Origin of the sequence: Actinoplanes sp. L3-i22, assembly GCF_019704555.1 — a bacterium.
Classification (GTDB): domain Bacteria; phylum Actinomycetota; class Actinomycetes; order Mycobacteriales; family Micromonosporaceae; genus Actinoplanes.
The window spans coordinates 8,355,443-8,373,486 of sequence record NZ_AP024745.1 but is presented as its reverse complement, the minus strand read 5'-3'; the positions used below and the strand labels follow the sequence as shown (position 1 = coordinate 8,373,486).

The following is an 18,044-nucleotide window of genomic DNA, read 5'->3' as shown; positions in this document are numbered from 1 at the left end:
AGGCTGTACGGAACAGATTCGTCCGAACATCCTGGAAGTGAAGGTTTTTCACTGCCCGGGCGCTGAAGATGGCTCCGTGGTTCCTGTGCAGCCCGTGCTGGGTAAACGAGTCTTCGCCCTGATCGTGGTGGTGGTCCTGGCCTTCACGCTCGGCGCCCACCCGTTCTCGGCCTCCGCCGCGGGCAGTCTGTCCACCTCCGCGCAGGCGCTGCGCGTCAGCGTGAGTGCGCTGAGCAACCTGCTGCTACCGCCGCTCACCCTCAGCCGGCCGACCTCCGCCCAGGCCTGGTCCGACGGCAGCAACACCACCGCCAGCCAGACGGTGGCCAGCGTCAACGTCGGTCTGGGCCTCGCCTCGATCGCGACCACCGGCGCGATCACCTCGATGGCCGGCCCGGCGGCGAGCGGCGGCGGCCGGGCGAACTCGAGCGTCGCCGGCCTGAGCCTGCTCGGCGCGAACGGCGTCGGCGCCGACGCCGTCTCCACCACCTGCATCATCAACGCGACCGGCATCTCCACCACCGTCAACGTCGCGAACCTGAAGGTCGGCGGCCAGTCGATCGCCAACCCGGACATCAACCTGGGGCTGAACATCCCGCAGGTGGCGAGCGTGACCATCGACAAGCGCACCGCGGTCTGGAACACCGGCACCGGCCAGTTCGACTACACGCTCCGGGCGATCGACGTGAGCCTGCTCAACGGCGGCCTCGCGGTGATCGCCAACGGCAGCATCGTGGTCGCCGAGTCGGTCTGCTCCGGCACCATCAAGCTCGGCACGATCGCCGTCGACCAGGTGCAACTCGCCCCGGGGCAGTCCGGCACGCCGGCCGTCACGGTCACCAACACCGGCGACGCGGCCGCCCCGGGCACCACTGTCAAGATCCCGCTGCCCGGCTCGCAGTACGTCCTGGACCAGCCCACCGTCACCGGCGGCGGCACCTGCACCACCGACTCCAGCAACGTGGTCTGCAGCGGCGTGACGATCCCCGGCAACGGCAGCGTGAAGGTCTCGCTGCCGGTGAAGCTGAAGGCGTCCGCGGCGAGCAACACCACCGACTGGAAGCCGGCCGCCGGCGACATCACCGCGACCAGCATTCCGATCGCCGCGTCGCCGTCGGCCAAGATGACCATCTCGAACGCGACGACGCCGGCGCTGGTCGACGCGGTGGGGCGGAGCACCGGCAGCGGCTCGGTCACGGTGAACCAGGTGACCCTGCCGGCCGGCAAGACCGCGACCGGCGGGGTGCGGATCACCAACGACGGGCCGTCCGACGCGAGCGCGCGGATCACGATCCCGATCGGGAACCGGCCGGCCGGCGTGACGGTGGACTCCGCGGACGTGGGCGGCAACCCGTGCACGGTCGACGCGTCGAACATCGTCTGCGACCCGGTGACCGTGCCGGGGGGTGACAACGTGACGGTGAACGTCCGTACGTCGGCGACCGCGAACACCCCGGTCGGCACCAACTGGGACCTGGCCGGGATCACCGCGCCGCTGAACGGCACCCCGGTCACCGGCCAGGGGCGCCTGCTCACCATCGGCAGCCCGGACGTCAACCTGGCCGGCGGCCTGGCGATCACCCCGGCCACCGCGATCCCCGGTGGCGCCCAGGCGACCGCCACGGTCCAGGTCACCAACGCGGGCGCGGCGGTCGCCGCCGGCACCACGATCACCGTCCCGGCGCCGCCCACCGGGTACGCCCTGGGCCCGGTGAGCACCACCGGCGGCGGCACCTGTGTCGCCGGCGCGACCACGATCACCTGCCAGAACGTCAGCATCGCGGCCGGCCGGACGATCACCGTGTCGCTGCCGGTCACGGTCGGCCCGTCGATCACCGCGCCGTGGACCGTGGCGGCCGGCACCCCGATCACCGCCGCCTCCGGGAACTCGTCCGCCACCACGAGCGGCACCCTGGTCACCCTCGCCCCGCGGCACACGCTGGGGGTCACCGCGACCGGCCCGGCCGACGGCACGGTCAGCCCCGGCCAGAGCACGACGATCACCGCGAACGTCTACAACCAGGGCCCGTCCGACGCCCGGCAGGACACGTTCACGGTGATCGCCCCGCCGAACACCACGTTCGGCTCGATCACCGGCACCCCGACCGGCCAGCTCTGCGCCGCCGTGAACCTGCACCCGGACCAGCTCGGCTGCACCGCGGACGTGCCGGCCGGCGGCGCCGGGCTGTCGCTCACCCTGCCGCTGTCCGTCTCGGCGCTGGCCAACCCGGCCACCCCGCTGACCGGCGGCTGCCTGAGCCTGGACAACGACACCTCCTGCGCCGGCCCGAACGACCCGGCCCTGCCCACGATCGTGCTGCGCAGCGCGCTGTCCGCCCGGCTGGCCGCGACGTTCATCCCGGCCACCATCACCCCGGGCGCGTCCGGCACCGGCAAGCTGAGCCTGAAGTCCACCCAGAACGAGACCGGCGTCGCGATCAGCATCCCGACCGGCCAGCTGCCCGCCGGCTTCACGCTGGGCACGCCGGCCGTGCCCGGGCCGGGCAGCTGCGTCACCGGCGCGAGCTCGATCGACTGCACCGGCATCGCGCTGACCGCGAACGTGGCCAAGGACATCTCGGTGCCGGTCACCGTGGCCGCCGGGGTGCTGCCGCCGAAGGTGTGGCCGGTGACCGGCGCGACGATCACCGCCGGCAACGAGACCGCGGCGGCGTCCGGCGCGCTGGCCGGCACCGGGAACGTGTCGTACGCCCTGACCGCGTCGGCCACCGCCCCGGCCGACGGCAGCGCCGAGCCGGGCGACCTCACCTCGATGACGTTCGGCGTCACCAACAGCGGCCCGTCGAACGCGCCGGCGGCCACCTTCAACGTGGTCGCGCCGGCCGGCACCACGTTCGAGGGCACCCCGCCGGGCATCTGCCAACTCAGCGGGGCAAAGCTGCTGGTCTGCACGACCACCCTGAACGGCCAGGCCCCGGGCAACGCGACCGGCACGCTCACCGTGCCGCTGCGGATCGCCGCGAACGCCGACCCGGATCAGCCGGTCACCGGCGGGTGCGTGGACGTGGACGGGATCCCCGGCTGCGGCGGCTCCCCGGACCAGGCCGTCCCGGCGTTCGGCCTGCGCGTGCCGTTCAGCTCGCAGGTGTCCGTGGCGGCGGACCGGGCGGACGTCGTACCCGGGCAGTCGTCGACCGCGACCCTGAAGATCACCGCGACCCACAACGATCTCTCCGGGGTCACCGTGAGCATCCCGACCGGCGCCCTGCCGAGCGGCCAGCTCTCGGTCTCGAACGTCACCTCGGCGAACGCCACCTGCGTGCCGGCCACCGGGCGGTACGACTGCACCGGCCTGGCTGCCCACCTGGGCGACACCGCGACGATCCGGGTGACGGTCGCCGCGCCGGCCGCGGCCACCCCGGGCGGCAGCTGGTCCCCGGCCGTCCAGGTCTCGACCGCCACGCCCCAGTCGCTGACCGCGACCGTCGAGCTGGCCCGGGTCGCCGCCGCCCAGCCGGTCCTCGGCGCCACCGTCGCCCTGAGCGCGCCGCAGGCGATGCCCGGCGGCGCCCTGATGCTGAACCTGGGCCTGACCAACGCCGGCCCGTCCGACGCGGTCGGCACCCCGGTCACCGTGTACGCCCCGGCCGGCACCACCTTCGGCGACCTGACCGCCCTCGCGGCCGGCACGATCTGCACGGTCAGCCCGGACGGGGCCCGGGCCACCTGCCGGATCACCCTGGCCGCCGGCGCCGGGCCGCTGGCGATCAGCCTGCCGCTGCAGGTCGGTACGAACGTGGTCCCCGGCAAGTCGATCGTCGGCGGCTGCGTCGACCTGAACGGCAGCACCACCTGCACCTCCGCCGACGCCGCGATCCCGGCCATCGTCATCGGCACGCCGCTGCAGCAGCGCCTGACCATCGCCACCACGGCGGCCCAGACCGTGCCCGGCCGCGCCGACGACACCACGATCACGCTCACCTCGAAGACCGGGGAGAGCGGCCTGTCCGTCACGATCCCGCTCGGCACCGCGCCCACCGGCACGTCGATCACCACCGCGACCGTCTCCGGCGGCACCTGCGCCGGCGTCGGCACCGCGACCGTCACCTGCAGCGGCATCGCGCTGACCGCGAACACCCCGGGCACGATCACGCTGCACGTGGTGTCGGCGCCGACCGGGGTGGCCGGGACATGGACGGCCACCGGCATCCAGGCGGCCGCGGTCGGCGAGACCGGCCGGGCCACCGCGAACGGCACGGTCGCCGTGGTCGGCGCGCCGGTCAGCACGCTCACCGCGACCCCGGCCACGGTCTCCCCGGCCGCCGGCACCCTGGTCGTGCCCGGCCAGATGACGGTGACCGTGACGGTCACCAACAGCGGCCCGTCCGCCGCCGCCCCGGCCGTGTTCACGGTCAGCGCGCCGACCGGCACCACGTTCGGCACCCTGCCGGCCACCTGCACCGCGAACGTCGCGAACACCGTGGCCACCTGCAGCCTGCCGCTGGCCGCGCTGGCCGGCACCGGCGCGCTGGCCTTCCCGGTCAACGTGCCGGCCGGCGCCGACCCGTTCCGCCCGGTCACCGGCGGCTGCCTGGACCTGGACGGGCTGGCCGGCTGCACCGGCCCGAACGACCAGGCGATCCCGGACCTCACGCTCAAGGTGCCGTTCGACCGGACCGTCTCGGTGAGCAGCACCCCGGCGACCGTGGTGCCCGGCCGGACCGGCGCCGCGACGCTCACCCTGACCGCGGAGAACGGCGCGCTCAGCGGCCTCACCGTGCTCGTCCCGCAGCCCAGCCCGGCGAACGGGATCACCGTCACGTCGGTCAGTGCGGCCGGCGCGACCTGCAACCCGGCCGGGCCGGCGTTCCAGTGCACCGCGGTCGCGGTCGGCGCCACCACGTCGACGCCGGTCACCGTGAACCTGTCCGCCGCCGCGGTGGCCACCCCGGGCACGGTCTGGAGCCCGGCCGGCATCGTGGTGGGCCAGGGCAGCGACAGCCTCACCGTCACCCGGAAACTGGCCACCGTCGGGCCGGCCGACGTGGTGCTCGGCGCGTCGGTCGCCCCGATCGGGTCGATCGAGCCGGGCAAGGGCGGCACCGCGACCGTCACCGTGACCAACAGCGGGACCTCGAACGCGACCGCCGTGACCTACCAGGTCGTCCCGCCGGCCGGCGCCACCCTCGGCCCGGTCGCCGGGTGCGTCGCGGTCCCCGGCACCAACCGGCTGACCTGCACCGTCGCGACCCTGATCGCCGGCGGCAGCAGCGCCGTGGCGATCCCGGTCACGGTCGACGCGAGCGCCGGCCCGGGCACCACGCTCACCGGCGGCTGCGTCGACCTGGACAACGACGGCGGCTGCCGGATCCCGCCGGACGTGGCGCTCGGCTCGATCCTGGTGGCCACCCCGTTCAGCCGGCAGATCAGCGTCGGCGTGGTCCCGGCCGCGGTGGTCCCGTCCGGCACCGGCACCGCGCAGATCCAGGTCACCTCGTCCCTGCCGCAGGGCAGCCCGCTGACCGTGACCGTCCCGGTCGGCAACCTGCCCGGCGGCTGGAGCATCACCGGGCCGGCCCTCGACGCCGGCCACAGCGGCAGCTGCACCGGACCGACCGGCGGCGTGGTGACCTGCACCGTCCCGTTCGCCGCGGCCGGCACCGCGACCGTCTCGCTGCCGGTCACCCTGACCGCGGGCGCGGCCGCCAGCGAGGTCTGGACGGTCACCGGCATCCAGGTGAAGAACAGCGCGAACGAGGTGGTCAGCGGCGGCGGGGTGGGCGGTGTGGCCGGGACGCTGCCGTACGTCCTGGGGGCCACGGTCGCCCCGCCGAACGCCGACACCGTGCTCCCGGGCGGCACCGCGACGGTGACCGCGACCGTCACCAACACCGGCGGCGGGGCCGCGACCGCGATCCCGGTCACCGTGATCGCCCCGACCGGCACCACGTTCGCCGGCACCGGGCTGCCGGCCGGCTGCACCCCGCAGTCGGCCACCACGCTGAGCTGCCTGATCACGCTGGCCGGCGGCGCGCACACCGACCTGGCGCTGCCGGTGGTAGTGCCGAACCCGCCGCCCGCGACCACGGTCACCGGCGGCTGCGTCGACCTGGACGGCAACGGCCGCTGCGACCCCGCCGACCCGTCCCTGACCGGGGCGGCCGGGCTGGTCCTGCGGACGCCGCTGACCGGCGTCCTCACCGCGACCAGCACCCCGACCACGGTCACCCCGGGCCGCACCGGCACCGCGACGGTGACGCTCAGCGCCACCGCGGTCCGCGACGACCTGACCCTGACGATCGGCGCGGCCGGCCGCCCGACCGGCCTGTCGATCACCGCCGCGACCGTCGCCGGCACCCCGTGCACGATCAGCGGTGACGTCGTGACCTGCGCCGACGTGGACATCGCGAACGGTGGCACGGCCCCGGTCAGCCTGACCGTGGCCGCCGACCCGTTCGCGAACCCGGGCGACGCCTGGATCCCGGCGATCGCCCTGAAGCAGGGCACCTCGGACACCGCGACCCTGGCCGAGCAGATCGCCACGGTCGGCGCCGCGGACAACGGCACCGGGATGACCGTGACCGTGGGCGTGCCGGCCAACGGCGCGCTGCTGCCCGGCGGCAGCAACGTGCTGCGGGTGACGATGACCAACCCCGGCCCGTCGGCGAAGCTGAACGCCAAGGTCGCGTTCCGCGCGCCGGACGGCACCACCTTCGGCACCCTGGACACGCCGGCCTCGGACTACTGCGTCCGGGCCTCGGCCACCCTGGTCACCTGCGCGGTCGACCTGGGCGTCGAGTCCCGCCAGTTCCGGCTCCCGATCGACGTGCCGGTGACCGCCACCCCGGGCGACACGATCAGCAGCGGCGGCTGCGTCGACCTGGGCAGCGACGGCGTGTGCGGCAGCGGGGACGCCACCATCGCGGCGTTCACGCTGGGCAAGCCGTTCAGCGCGCAGGCCGTGCTGAGCCTGACCCCGGCCACCATCGTGCCGGGCACGACCGGCACCAGCCAGGTACGCCTGACCGCCGACCGCTCGCTGACCGGCCTCACCGCCACCGTCCCGCTCGACCTGCCGCCGGGCCTCACCCTGGTCGGCGCGGCCGGCCCGGTCGGCTCGTCCTGCACGCTGACCGGCACGATCGTCTGCACCGGCGTGTCCGCCTCGACCGGCGCCGCCGACCTGATCGGCGTCACGCTGCGGGCCGCCCCGGGGATGACCGCCGGGACCACCTGGACGCCCGGCCAGCCGATCGTGCTGACCAACTCGACCGGCGCGACCTCGCAGGTCAGCGGCGTGCTGGCGCGGACCGGCGCGCCGAGCTCGGCGGTCACCTTCGCGGTCCTGGTGCCGGCCACGGTCGCGCCGGGCAGCGACGCCCCGGTGACCGTGACCCTGGCCAACCCGGGCCCGTCGAACGCCACCGACGTCGTCTACCGGGTGAAGGCGCCGGCCGGCGCCACCTTCGGCACGCCGCTGACCGGCCCGGCGCTCACCGCCTGCGCCACGGTCGGCGACGACCAGCTGGACTGCAAGGTCACCCTGGCGGCCGGCGCGGCCCCGGCGCAGTGGACCCTGCCGGTCCGGATCCCGGCCAACGCCGACCCGGACACCGACCTGATCGGCGGCTGCGTCGACACCAACCACGACAACAGCTGCACCGGCGCGGACACCCCGCTGCCGGCGATCCACCTGACCCCGACGCTGAACAGCACCACCGTGCCGATCACCGCCACCTCGGTGGAGATCGTCCCGGGCCGTACCGGCACGCTGACCGTCACGGTGAACGCCACCCGGGCCCGGACCGGACTCACCGTCAGCATCCCGCTGGGCGGCCTGCCGGCCGGCATGACGATCAGCCAGGCCCAGGTCGCCGGCGGGCAGTGCGCCGTCCTGACCGCCGAGGTGAACTGCACCGGCGTCGACGTCGCGGCGAACGGCGCCCGGGCGATCACGCTGAACGCGGCCGTGCACGACGGCGCCCACCCGGGCGACACCTGGAGCCCGACGGTGCTGGTCACCCTCGGCAACCAGGCGACCGACCGGACCGTGCAGGTGGCCGGCGTGGGCGCGCCCGACACGGTGCTCTCGGTCGGCGTGGAGCCGCCGGCGACCGGCACCCTGGCGCCCGGCGACTCGGGGACGATGACCGCGACGGTGACGAACACCGGCAGCTCGGTGGCGCGCAACGTGCGGTACACGTTCCGGGCCCCGGCCGGTGTCACGTTCGGCACGCCGACCGGCACGCTCGCCGCGAAGTGCACGCTCGGCCCGGCCGGCGCCACGATGACCTGCGTGACCGACGTCAACGGCAACGCCCGGACCCAGCTCGCGCTGCCGATCACGGTGTCCGCCGGCGCCGACGTGCACACCCCGCTCAGCGGCGGCTGTGTCGACACCGACACCAGCGGCACGTGTACGGCCGCGGACGTCCCGATCGGCCCGATCCAGCTGGCACTGCCGCTCGCCGAGCGGGTCACGGTCAGCACGACGGCGGCGACGGTCGTGCCGGGCGGGAGCGGGGCCGCGGTCGTACACCTCAATGCTCTTGGACCGGTGGCGAACGCGACCGTGACCGTACCGCTGAGCTCGCTGCCGTCCGGCGTCGTCGTCGGCACGGTGACCGGTCCCGGCGGCGCGGCCTGCACGGCGTCGGCCACCGACCTGGTCTGCGGCCCGGTGAGCCTGGTGACCGGCGACAACACGGTCACCCTGCCGCTGCAGGTGAGCGGTACGGCCGGCGCGGGCGACACCTGGACGGCGGCCGGGATCACCGTGACCGCGGGCGGGGAGACCGCGACCGGCGGCGGGCCGCTGCTCACCGTCGGCGCCGCCACCGCCCGGGTCACCTGGGACGTCACCACGCCCGGCGGCGGCACGGTCAAGCCCGGCGCGATCCGGACGGTCACCATGACCGCCACCAACCACGGCCCGGCCGGCGCCCACCACGGCACCGCCACCCTGGTCGCGCACCCGCACACCACCGTCGGCGACCTCTCCGGCACCGTCGCCCGGGACTGCCGGGTGACCGGCGACACCGTGCTGACCTGCACCTATGACCTCGACGCGGCCGAGTCGGTGACCTGGACGGTGCCGCTGATCGTGGACGGCGACGTCGAGGAGGGCGCCACCCTCGACGGCGGCTGCGTCTCCCCGGACGGCGACGCCACCTGCGGCAGCGGCGACGTGATGCTCGACGAGTGGACGGTCGACCAGCCGCTGCGGGACAACGGCACGATCGCCCTGGCCGGCGCGATCGTCCCGGCCGGCGAGTCCGGCACCGCGACCGTGACGATCCGGACCACGACCGCGTTCGACGACCTCACCCTGACCGTCCCGCTCGACGACCTGCCCGACGAGATCGAGGTGACCGGGGCGACCCTGGGCGGCACCACCTGCCCGGTCGGCGACGCGATCGTCTGCGACGGGATCACCCTGGCGGCCGGCACGCCGCGCGCGCTGGAGCTCGCCGTGACTGTCGATGCGACGGCCACCAGGAGCACGGTCTGGCGGGCGACCGGCATCACGCTGGCCGACCCGGCCGACGCCGCCGACGCGATCACCGCGTCCGGGCAGCTGGTCGCGACGGTCGCGACCGGGTCCGTGGTGAGCGTCGCGACCGGCGCGTGGTCGGTCACCGAGCCGGCCCGGACGCAGACCACGGTCGTGCCGGTGACGCTGCACAACGCCGGGCCGGACAAGGCCGACCCGTACCGGTTCACCGTGGTGCTGCCGGCCGACACCGGTCGCGGCAGGCTCCCGGCCGGCTGCACCGCCGGGGCGAGCGCGCGGGTCGTCACCTGCGCGGTCACCATCGCGGCCGGCGCCACCACGAAGCTGCTGTTCCCGGCGGTGGTCGACGCCGGCGCGACGCCGGGCGCCACGCTCACCGGCGGCTGCCTGCACCAGGCCGTCAGCGCCGCGCTGAGCTGCGACGGCGACACCGACCTGACGCTGCCCGACCTGACCGTCGGCCGCTGGGACGTGGACCTGGACGTGCAGTACCGCGGCGGCACGGTGACCACCAAGCCGGGCGCCGGCCCGGTGATCCGGCTGCCGTACCGCAACCGCGGCACGGAGACCGCCGACAACGTGCGGTTCACCGTCGTGCCGCCGGCCGGGATCACGGTGAGCAAGGCCGAGATCGAGGTCGCCGCGGTCGGCAGCGAGGTCAGCACGACCGTCCAGGCGACCACCGTCGAGGCGATCTGTGTGCCGGCCACCGACGTCGCCGCGAACGCGGTGATCTGCGACGCGCCCGACTCGGTCGCCAACTCCGGCAACGACCTGCTGGTCAGCCTCGCGGTGGGCAGCGGGGCGCGGAACGGGACGCGGTCGATGCAGGTCACCATCAGCACGACCGACCAGGACGGCTACGTCGACGACAACACGGTCGCGGTGCCCCTCAGGATCACCGGTGGCACGAGCGGCGGTGACGACGACGGGGACTCCGGGACGATGCCGGTGACCGGCGTGCAGATCACCGGCATGGTGCTGCTCTCCAGCGTGATGATCGGGACCGGCGCGACCCTGGTCGTCCTGACCCGCAACGGCCTGCCGCTCGGCGCGCCGGGCGCGGTGGTCCGGCGCGAGCCGATCCGCCTCAACGCGGACCTGACCGCGGAACTTCCGGTGCGGCGGGCGGGGCGCTGGGGGCGGTTCCGCCGGGGTCGCTGACAATCACGATCAAAACCGATTTCCCGGTACGGCGGGGGAGCGCCCCGTCCGTACCGGGAAAGGGTCTTGAATTTGCGGCCGTCAGGCCCCCACCGGCCACTCGTGCACCGGAATGTTCTCGTGCATCAACGGCAGGTAGCGCCGCAGCATCTCGTGCAGCGCCCGCTGCCGGTCCAGACCCTGTTTCTCCAGCTCGTGCAGCGTGTCCACCTGCCACGACGAGCCGTTCTGCTGGCGCAGGCAGCGCTGCTCGATGATCCCCAGCAGCCGGTCCCGCTGGGCCGGCGAGACGCCCCACCGGTCCAGGCCGTCGGCCGCCTGGGGGAGCAGCCGGCGCAGCACCAGCTCGGTCACCGGCACCGTGCCGACGCCCGGCCAGAACACGCTGGCCTCGATGCCGTGCCGGGCACAGGCGTGGAAGTTCTCCTCGGCGGCGCGGAAACTCAGCTGCGTCCAGACCGGCCGCTCGGCCTCCGCCAGGCTCCGCGCGAGGCCGTAGTAGAACGCCGCGTTCGCCATCGTGTCGGCGACCGTCGGCCCGGCCGGCATCACCCGGTTCTCCACCCGCAGATGTGGTCGGCCGCTCACCACGTCGTAGATCGGCCGGTTCCACCGGTAGACCGTCCCGTTGTGCAGCCGCAGCTCGCTCAGCGCCGGGATCTCGCCGCGTTCCAGCAGGTCCGCGGGGTCGTCCTGGTCGCAGATCGGCAACAGCGCCGGGAAGTACCGGACGTTCTCCTCGAAGAGGTCGAAGACGCTGGTGATCCAGCGTTCCCCGAACCAGACCCGCGGACGTACGCCCTGGGCCCGGATCTCCTCCGAACGGGTGTCGGTGGCCTGCTCGAACAGCGGGATCCGGGTCTCCCGCCACAACTCCCGCCCGAACAGCAGCGGCGAGTTCGCGCCCAGCGCCACCTGGATCCCGGAGATCACCTGCGAGGCGTTCCAGTACGCCGCGAACTGCGCCGGACTGACCTGCAGGTGGAACTGGGTGCTGGTGCACGCGGCCTCGGGCGCGATCGTGTCGGTGGTGACCGCCAGCCGGTCCACCCCGTCGATCCGGATGTCCAGATCCTCTCCCCGCGCCGCGAAGATCTGTTCGTTGAGCAGGGCGTACCGGGGATTCGCGGAGAGCGACTCACCGGTCAGGTGCTCGCGGCGCAGCGTCGGCAGGATCCCCACCGTCACCATGTGCACGCCGACCGTCCGGGCCTTGGCCTCGGCGTGGTTGAGGCTGGCCCGCAGGCTCTTCTCCAGGTCGGCGATGTCGTCCCCGCCGAGCCGCCGGGGCGGCAGGTTGATCTCGATGTTGAACTGGCCCAGCTCGGTCTGGAAGTCCGGGTCCGCGATCGCGCCGAGCACCTCGGCGTTGCGGAACGCCGGGTCGGCATTGCCGTCGATCAGGTTGAGCTCGATCTCCATACCGGTCATCGGCCGCTCGAAGTCGAAACGGGACTCGCGCAACATCGTCGCGAACACGTCCAGACTCCGGCGGACCTTCTGCCGGTAGCGGGTCCGGTCCTCCCGGGAAAACTCGGTTCTCTCGACTTTTTCACCCACCGGGCACCACCTTCTCCAGCCGTCAGCGGTGAGGGAGAACGGGCGTCGTCGCAGCGGTCCCCCCGGACTCATGATTACCGCTGTCGATGCCTGATCTCATCCCGGTAGGGCAGCATTTACGGGTGGTGGTTAACCGTGCGTCGAACATGGACGCCCCGGTACCCGATCGTCGCGGTTCCTACGCTTTCAGTGGAACAGGACGAACATCAGCGCCGCGACCACGACCAGCCCCGCGGTGGCCTGCAGCAACATCGCCGGGCCCAGGTGCGACCAGCGGGTCGGGATGCGCGGGGTGAGCGGCTGCATGGTGGTCAGGTTCACCACCTGCATCAGCTTCACCGGCAGGGTACGGTCACGCTGCGGCTCCGTGCGCACCTGGACCAGGTCCCCGCGGTGCATCGCCGACTGCGGCAGCTGCCCGTGCATCTCGATCTCGTAGGTCTGCCCGAGATCGTCCCGCAGCCGCACCGGGGTGACCAGGAACTCCGGCCCCTTGCGCAGGTCCTTGAGACTTCGCCGGGCCGGTTTCATCCGGAACAGCGAGGCCAGCAGCTGGGCGATGCCGGCGGTCAGGAACACCGCGATCGCCAGCGGCCGCCCGACCCGCACCTCCCGCGTGTACGAGGCCTGGTAGCCGATGAACCGGCCGGTGATGATCGGGCTGACGTGCCGGAGGATCCGCTCGCGCTGCAGCTCGGTGTCGTCCATGGGGGGTCACCTCCTGGATGTTCCTCAATGTTACGGAGTGGGCTCGGATGCGCACCGTGAGTGAATGGTGAAAACCTGATCTTCCTCTCCCTACCAACCGGCGGCCCTCGTCGCGCCGGTTCCCGCCCAATTCCCCGCGGCAACCCACCGATCTGCGGAAACTCGCCCATTCGAGCGACCCGACAGGGTGAACTGGACGACGGGTCGCGCGAAAAATGCGCACGGGGGGCGGGGACCAGTGGCACCGACGAATTACGTCAATCCGGACAGCGTCCTCGCGCGGACCGCGCGCGAGATGATGGACGCGCACACCGTCGGCCAGGGCGTCACCCGCTGCCCCGCCTGCGGCGAGACACCACCGTGCCGGGCGTCCCAGGCCGCGGCCGAGGTGCTCGCGGCGGCGGGGCTGATGGAGGCGTCCGGGCTGATCGCGGCGACCCGGGTGGCCTTCGCGCCGCAGGCCGGGGAGCCCGCCTTCCTGCCCTCCTGGACTCCCGGCGCGGATCTCTCCGCGGACCGGGGGACGCCGGTGGCCGGCTCGCCCGCCCCGTTCGCCAGCCCGTCCTCCTCATTCGCGGAGTCCGCTGCGTCATTCTCCCCGTCTTCCTTGTCTTCCTCGCTTTCCTCGTTCACGGAAGCCGGATCCTCGCCGGCGGAGGCCGGTCCCTCGGTCACAGAATCCTGGACCGAGTCCCGCCTCGGCGGCCTGTTGGCCGGCAACACCGGGCCGGCCCTGGCCGCTGGGGGCCCGGCCGGCAACGCCGGTCCCGCTTTTCTTTCGCAAAAACTGAGCAACGGTACGAACGGGGCACCGGCCGCCGGTGGTCTGACGCCCGTCGCGCCGGGGCCGGGCCGCCACTCCGGCCCCGCCCCCGACACCGAACCCGGCCTCAACGGCACGGCAGAACCGCACCCATGGGAGCCCAGCCCACCGAACCCGACCCGCGGCGCACACGCGGCACCGTCGTCGCCCGCCCCGTGGTCGGCGTCCGAGGCCGCCCCGGGTTCCCCGGCCGCCTGGCCCGCGTCCGCGGCCGCCCCGGGTCCGTCAGCAGCCTGGCCCGCGTCCCCGGCCGCCCCGGGTTCGCCGGTAGCGTGGCCCGGGTCCGCGGCCGCTCCGGGTTCGCCGGTAGCGTGGCCCGGGTCTGCGGCCGCTCCGGGTTCGCCGGTAGCGTGGCCCGCGTCTGCGGCCGCTCCGGGTTCGCCGGCCGCCTGGCCCGCGTCCGAGACGGACAGCACCCCACGCCCATGGCCCTCCTCGGACCCCATCGCTCCCGGCCTCTCCATCTCAGCCCCCGGTATCCCCACCTCAGGCCCCGGCGGCTCCGACTCAGGCCTCCCCAGCGCCGGCCCGGCCCGCTCAACCTTTTCCGGCGGCACCGGCCCGGCAGTCTCCGGCCTTTCCCTCGGCCCTGTCCCCGAAGTCCCGGGCCTTTCCGGCGGCCTGAAGCCGTGGCCCGCAGCCGAGCCCGAAGGTGCTCCCACCAGCGGCTTGAAATCGTGGCCCGCAGCCGAGCCCGAAGGTGCTCCCACCAGCGGCTTGAAGTCGTGGCCCGCAGCCGATGCCGCAGGTGGCGATGTGCCGGCTGGCGGCTCGACGCCTTGGGCTGTCACGGAACCGGCCAGCAGCGACGCGCCTGCGTTGAGCGGACTGAAGGCTTGGCCACCGGCCGACGGCACACCGGGGGAGCCGGGCCCGAAAGCGTTCTCCGGCCACGCCGAGACGGTCGGTATGGCAGGCCTTGCCGGGCAGCCCGGATCAGACTTTCCGTCCCCTGGCTCCGGCGCGCCACAAGGATCCGTCGGCCAGAGCAACTTCGGCGTAGCCGGAGAACCCTCCACCAAGCAGTGGCCACCACCCGAAGGCGGCCCCGCCAAACAATGGCCCCCGGCCGACGGCGCAGCCACTCAGCAGTGGCCGCCAGCCGACGGCGCAGCCACTCAGCAGCGGCCGCCGACCGAAGGCGGTGCCACCCAGGAGTGGCCACCGACCGAAGGCGGTGCCGCCCAGCCGTGGCCGCCGGCTGAGACCGGAGCTACCCAGCAATGGCAGGCGACCGAGGGCGGGCCTGCCCAGTCCGCCGGACTGTCCCCACTTGGGGGGATGGCTTCGCCTGCGGGAATGACTCAGCCTCCGGGAATGAGTCAGCCTGCCGGTTCGGCCCAGCTCGCCGGGTTGGCCCAGCCGGCCGGCTCGGCGCCGGGTGCTCCGCCGTGGGCGACTTCCGCGACGGCTGAGGTACCGACAAGTCCGTCGTGGGCCGCTCCGGGTACCGAGGCGATGACTCCAGGCGCGGCCGGCCCGGCAGCGGGCGGGATCGAGCACGCTCAGGGCGGCTTCGGTCAGGCTCTGGGCGGCCTAGGTCAGACCCAGGATGGGGCAACCCAGGTTGCGGCCACCCAGCTTCAAGGCGGCTTTGGCCAGTCCCAGGATGGGGCTACCCAGGTCCAGGGTGGCTTCGGTCAGTCCCAGGATGGGGCTACCCAGGTCCAAGGTGGCTTCGGTCAGTCCCAGGATGGGGCTGCCCAGGGTCCGGGGGGATTCGGTCCGGGGCAGGGTGGGTTCGGCGGGATTCAGCATGGGATGGAGCAGGCTCCTGGTGGGATGGGGCCGATCGCGGCGGTAGCGCCGACGACGGCCGCGCCTACGGATCTCAGTGAGGGAGCTCCGCCGCCGTGGGCCGCGCCGCCGGTCGCCGCGGCGCCGCAGGCCGATGTACTCCCGCCGCTCGGTGCGCCGCTCGGTGAGCCGATGGCCGGGCAGGTTGCCGGGCCCAGCTACAGCCAGCAGAACAGCCCGTTGGACGCGCCGCGCTTCACCCGCTCCGCCCGGCCGGCCGGCGGGCCGGGTAACGGCGGCCTCGGCGGAATGCTTCCTCCGCCGGCGCCGGCGACGTTCCCGGTACCGGTCCCAGGAACGGCCCAGCCCGGCTTCCCGGGACAGGACCAGGCTGCCCACTCCGGCATGCCCACGGCTCCTGGGATGGCCTCTCCTGGGACTGCACAGCAACCCGCTCCCGGGATCGGCCAACCTGGGATCGGTCAGCCCGGAGTGGCCCAGCCAGGGGCAGGCCCCGCCGGCGCTCCTGGGATGGGTCAGCCTGGGATCGGCCAGCCCGGGATGGGGCAGGGCGGCGGCGCTCCTGGGATGGAGCAGCCTGGGATCGGCCAGCCCGGGATGGGGCAGGGCGGCGGCGCTCCTGGGATGGAGCAGCCTGGGATGTCGGCTGGTCCTGGGATCGGGCAGCCTACGGTTCCGGCCGGGCAGCCTGCGATGGCTCAGGGGGCTGTGGGTCAGGGGGCTGTGGGTCAGGGTCAGGGGACGGTTGGGCAGGCTCCGGCTGGGCAGGTTTCGGTTGGGCAGGTTTCGGTTGGGCAGGCTCCTGGGACGGGGCAGAACCGGCCGGGTCTGCAGCCGCCGGACCTGGGGCAGCACAATCCGCCTGCCGGTGCTCCGGGTGGGACCTTTGGGCGGCCGGGGCTGCAGGCGCCCGATATGGGGCAGCACAATCCGCCTGCGGGAGCTCCGGGTGGGACTTTCGGGCGGCCGGGGCTGCAGGCGCCGGACATGGGGCAGCACAACAATCCGGTGGTGGCGCGGCCCGGGCTGCAACCGCCGGACATGGGGCAGTCCGGCCAGGTGGCCGGCCAGGTGGCCGGCCAGGTGGCCGGCCAGGTGGCCGGTCAGGTGACTGGCCAGGCGGCTGGTCACGCGGCTGGTCAAGTGGCCGGCCAGGCGGTTGGTCAGATGCCTGGCCAGGCGGTTGGTCAGGTGGCTGGTCAGATGGTTGGCCAGTCGGCTGGTCAGGTGGCTGGTCAGGAGCAGGGTTCTGGGGCTCCGATCGATGAGTCGAGTGTGCCGTCCGGTCTGCCGGGACGGGCCGCGCCTCAGGTCGCCCGGCCGGTGGTTGCGGTCGACACGGGCGCTCCGGAGGATCCGTCCAGCGCGCCGAGTGGACTGCCGGGACGCCCGTGACCTGCGGTTTCGTTCGGTAGGAGGCCGGCGCCACCGGGAACCGATGGCCACAGCCGGTGGCGGTTGGGGTTGATCTTCGGGGTGAACCGCAACCACCCTCGGACGTCGCCCTGGAGGGTCTCGCGTTCTGGGCGCGCCAGCGCCCTGCGAGGCCCGGAAGGGTCCCCGCGGGAGCGACGATCTGTACCCCGGCGGACCGAGGCAAAGAAGAATTTGATCTTGATGTTGGCCCGGATCGCGGAACTCAGGCGAGCCCGGACCCGGAGCGGACCCGAAGCTGGGCCGGGGCCGAAGCTGGGCCGGGGCCGGGGCCGGGGCCGAGGCCGAGGCCGAGGCCGGGGTGAGGGTCAGGTGAGGGTCAGGTGAGGGTCAGGGGAGAGCCGGGGTGAGGTGGGTCCAGACGACCTTGCCGTCGCTGACCGGGAGCACGCCCCACGCCGCCGACAACTCCCGGACCAGGCGCAATCCCCGGCCCCCGGCGTCGGTGATCCCCGGATCGAGGGTCTTGGGCAGGTGCCGGCTGCCGTCCCGGACCGCCATCGTGATGCGCCCGTCGCGATGGGCGATGGTGAACTCCATCGTCGTGCGGGCGTGCCGGACCACGTTGGCCACCAGTTCCGTCGCGATCAGCGCCGCGGTAGCGGTGAACTCCGAGCGCTGCCACCCGGTGCAGGCCTGATCGACCAGATGGCGCACCTGCCGGCAGGCCTCCGGAACCGGGCGCAGCCGGACCCGGACCCGGTCCGGCGCGGGCTGGCGGCCGGCCTCGGCCAGGGCGGCGGCACAGTCACCGGCCATCTCCACCCCGGCGCAGGCGGGGGTCGCCGCCAGCGCGGCGGACGTGCCCTGATCGGCCCCGCAGACGACGATCGGCACGTTCGGGAACTCCGCGGTCTGGCAGACCACCGAGCCGAACGTGCCGAGGGCGATCGGGTCGGCCACCTTTAATCGGGTCACGTCGAGCAGCAGTTTCACCGGCTGGACGGCGAGGCTGCGGCGGACCGCGAGGCCGAGCGCGTCGCCGGTGAGCCGGTCCAGGGTGCCGCTGACGCGGAGCACCGCCACCGGGAGGTCCCGTTCCGGCCGGCAGACGAGCTGGCTGGGCATCCGGACCCCCCTTCCTGTGCGTTTCGTGAGAGCTGGTGCCCGGCGATACCGGGA

At 73.9% G+C, this 18,044-nt stretch carries 6 protein-coding genes; 1 reads left to right on the top strand and 5 read right to left on the bottom strand.

The window, feature by feature from the left end:
- Positions 1-76 precede the first annotated feature (76 nt).
- A complete protein-coding gene (locus L3i22_RS37630) occupies positions 77-10,639 on the top strand; it encodes a hypothetical protein (RefSeq protein ID WP_221322224.1) in 10,563 nt (3,520 codons plus the stop codon).
- An 81-nt stretch (positions 10,640-10,720) separates the two neighbouring features.
- On the opposite strand, the gene L3i22_RS37625 is transcribed toward L3i22_RS37630, so the two are convergent.
- The 5 genes from L3i22_RS37625 to L3i22_RS37605 form a co-directional block, all read right to left on the bottom strand.
- A complete protein-coding gene (locus tag L3i22_RS37625; RefSeq protein ID WP_221322223.1) occupies positions 10,721-12,199 on the bottom strand; it encodes a glutamate--cysteine ligase in 1,479 nt (492 codons plus the stop codon).
- Positions 12,200-12,385: 186 nt separating this feature from the next.
- Positions 12,386-12,907 carry a hypothetical protein gene (locus tag L3i22_RS37620; RefSeq protein ID WP_221322222.1) on the bottom strand — a complete coding sequence of 174 codons (522 nt, stop codon included), beginning with the start codon at positions 12,905-12,907 and terminating at the stop codon, positions 12,386-12,388.
- Between the two features lie 252 nt (positions 12,908-13,159).
- Positions 13,160-13,540, bottom strand: a complete 381-nt coding sequence (locus tag L3i22_RS37615) for a hypothetical protein (protein ID WP_221322221.1) — start codon at positions 13,538-13,540, stop codon at positions 13,160-13,162.
- Between the two features lie 1,726 nt (positions 13,541-15,266).
- Entirely contained in the window at positions 15,267-15,488 is a 222-nt protein-coding gene (locus L3i22_RS37610) for a hypothetical protein (RefSeq protein WP_221322220.1), read from the bottom strand.
- 1,764 nt (positions 15,489-17,252) lie between these two features.
- Complete coding sequence (locus L3i22_RS37605) at positions 17,253-17,990, bottom strand: ATP-binding protein (RefSeq protein WP_221322219.1); 738 nt, start codon at positions 17,988-17,990, stop codon at positions 17,253-17,255.
- Positions 17,991-18,044 lie beyond the last annotated feature (54 nt).

Bases quoted from the DNA above. Each gene is read 5' to 3' on its own strand.
- L3i22_RS37620 (WP_221322222.1), bottom strand. From the start codon at position 12,907: ATGGACGACACCGAGCTGCAGCGCGAGCGGATCCTCCGGCACGTCAGC.
- L3i22_RS37610 (WP_221322220.1), bottom strand. From the start codon at position 15,488: ATGCTGAATCCCGCCGAACCCACCCTGCCCCGGACCGAATCCCCCCGG.
- L3i22_RS37605 (WP_221322219.1), bottom strand. From the start codon at position 17,990: ATGCCCAGCCAGCTCGTCTGCCGGCCGGAACGGGACCTCCCGGTGGCG.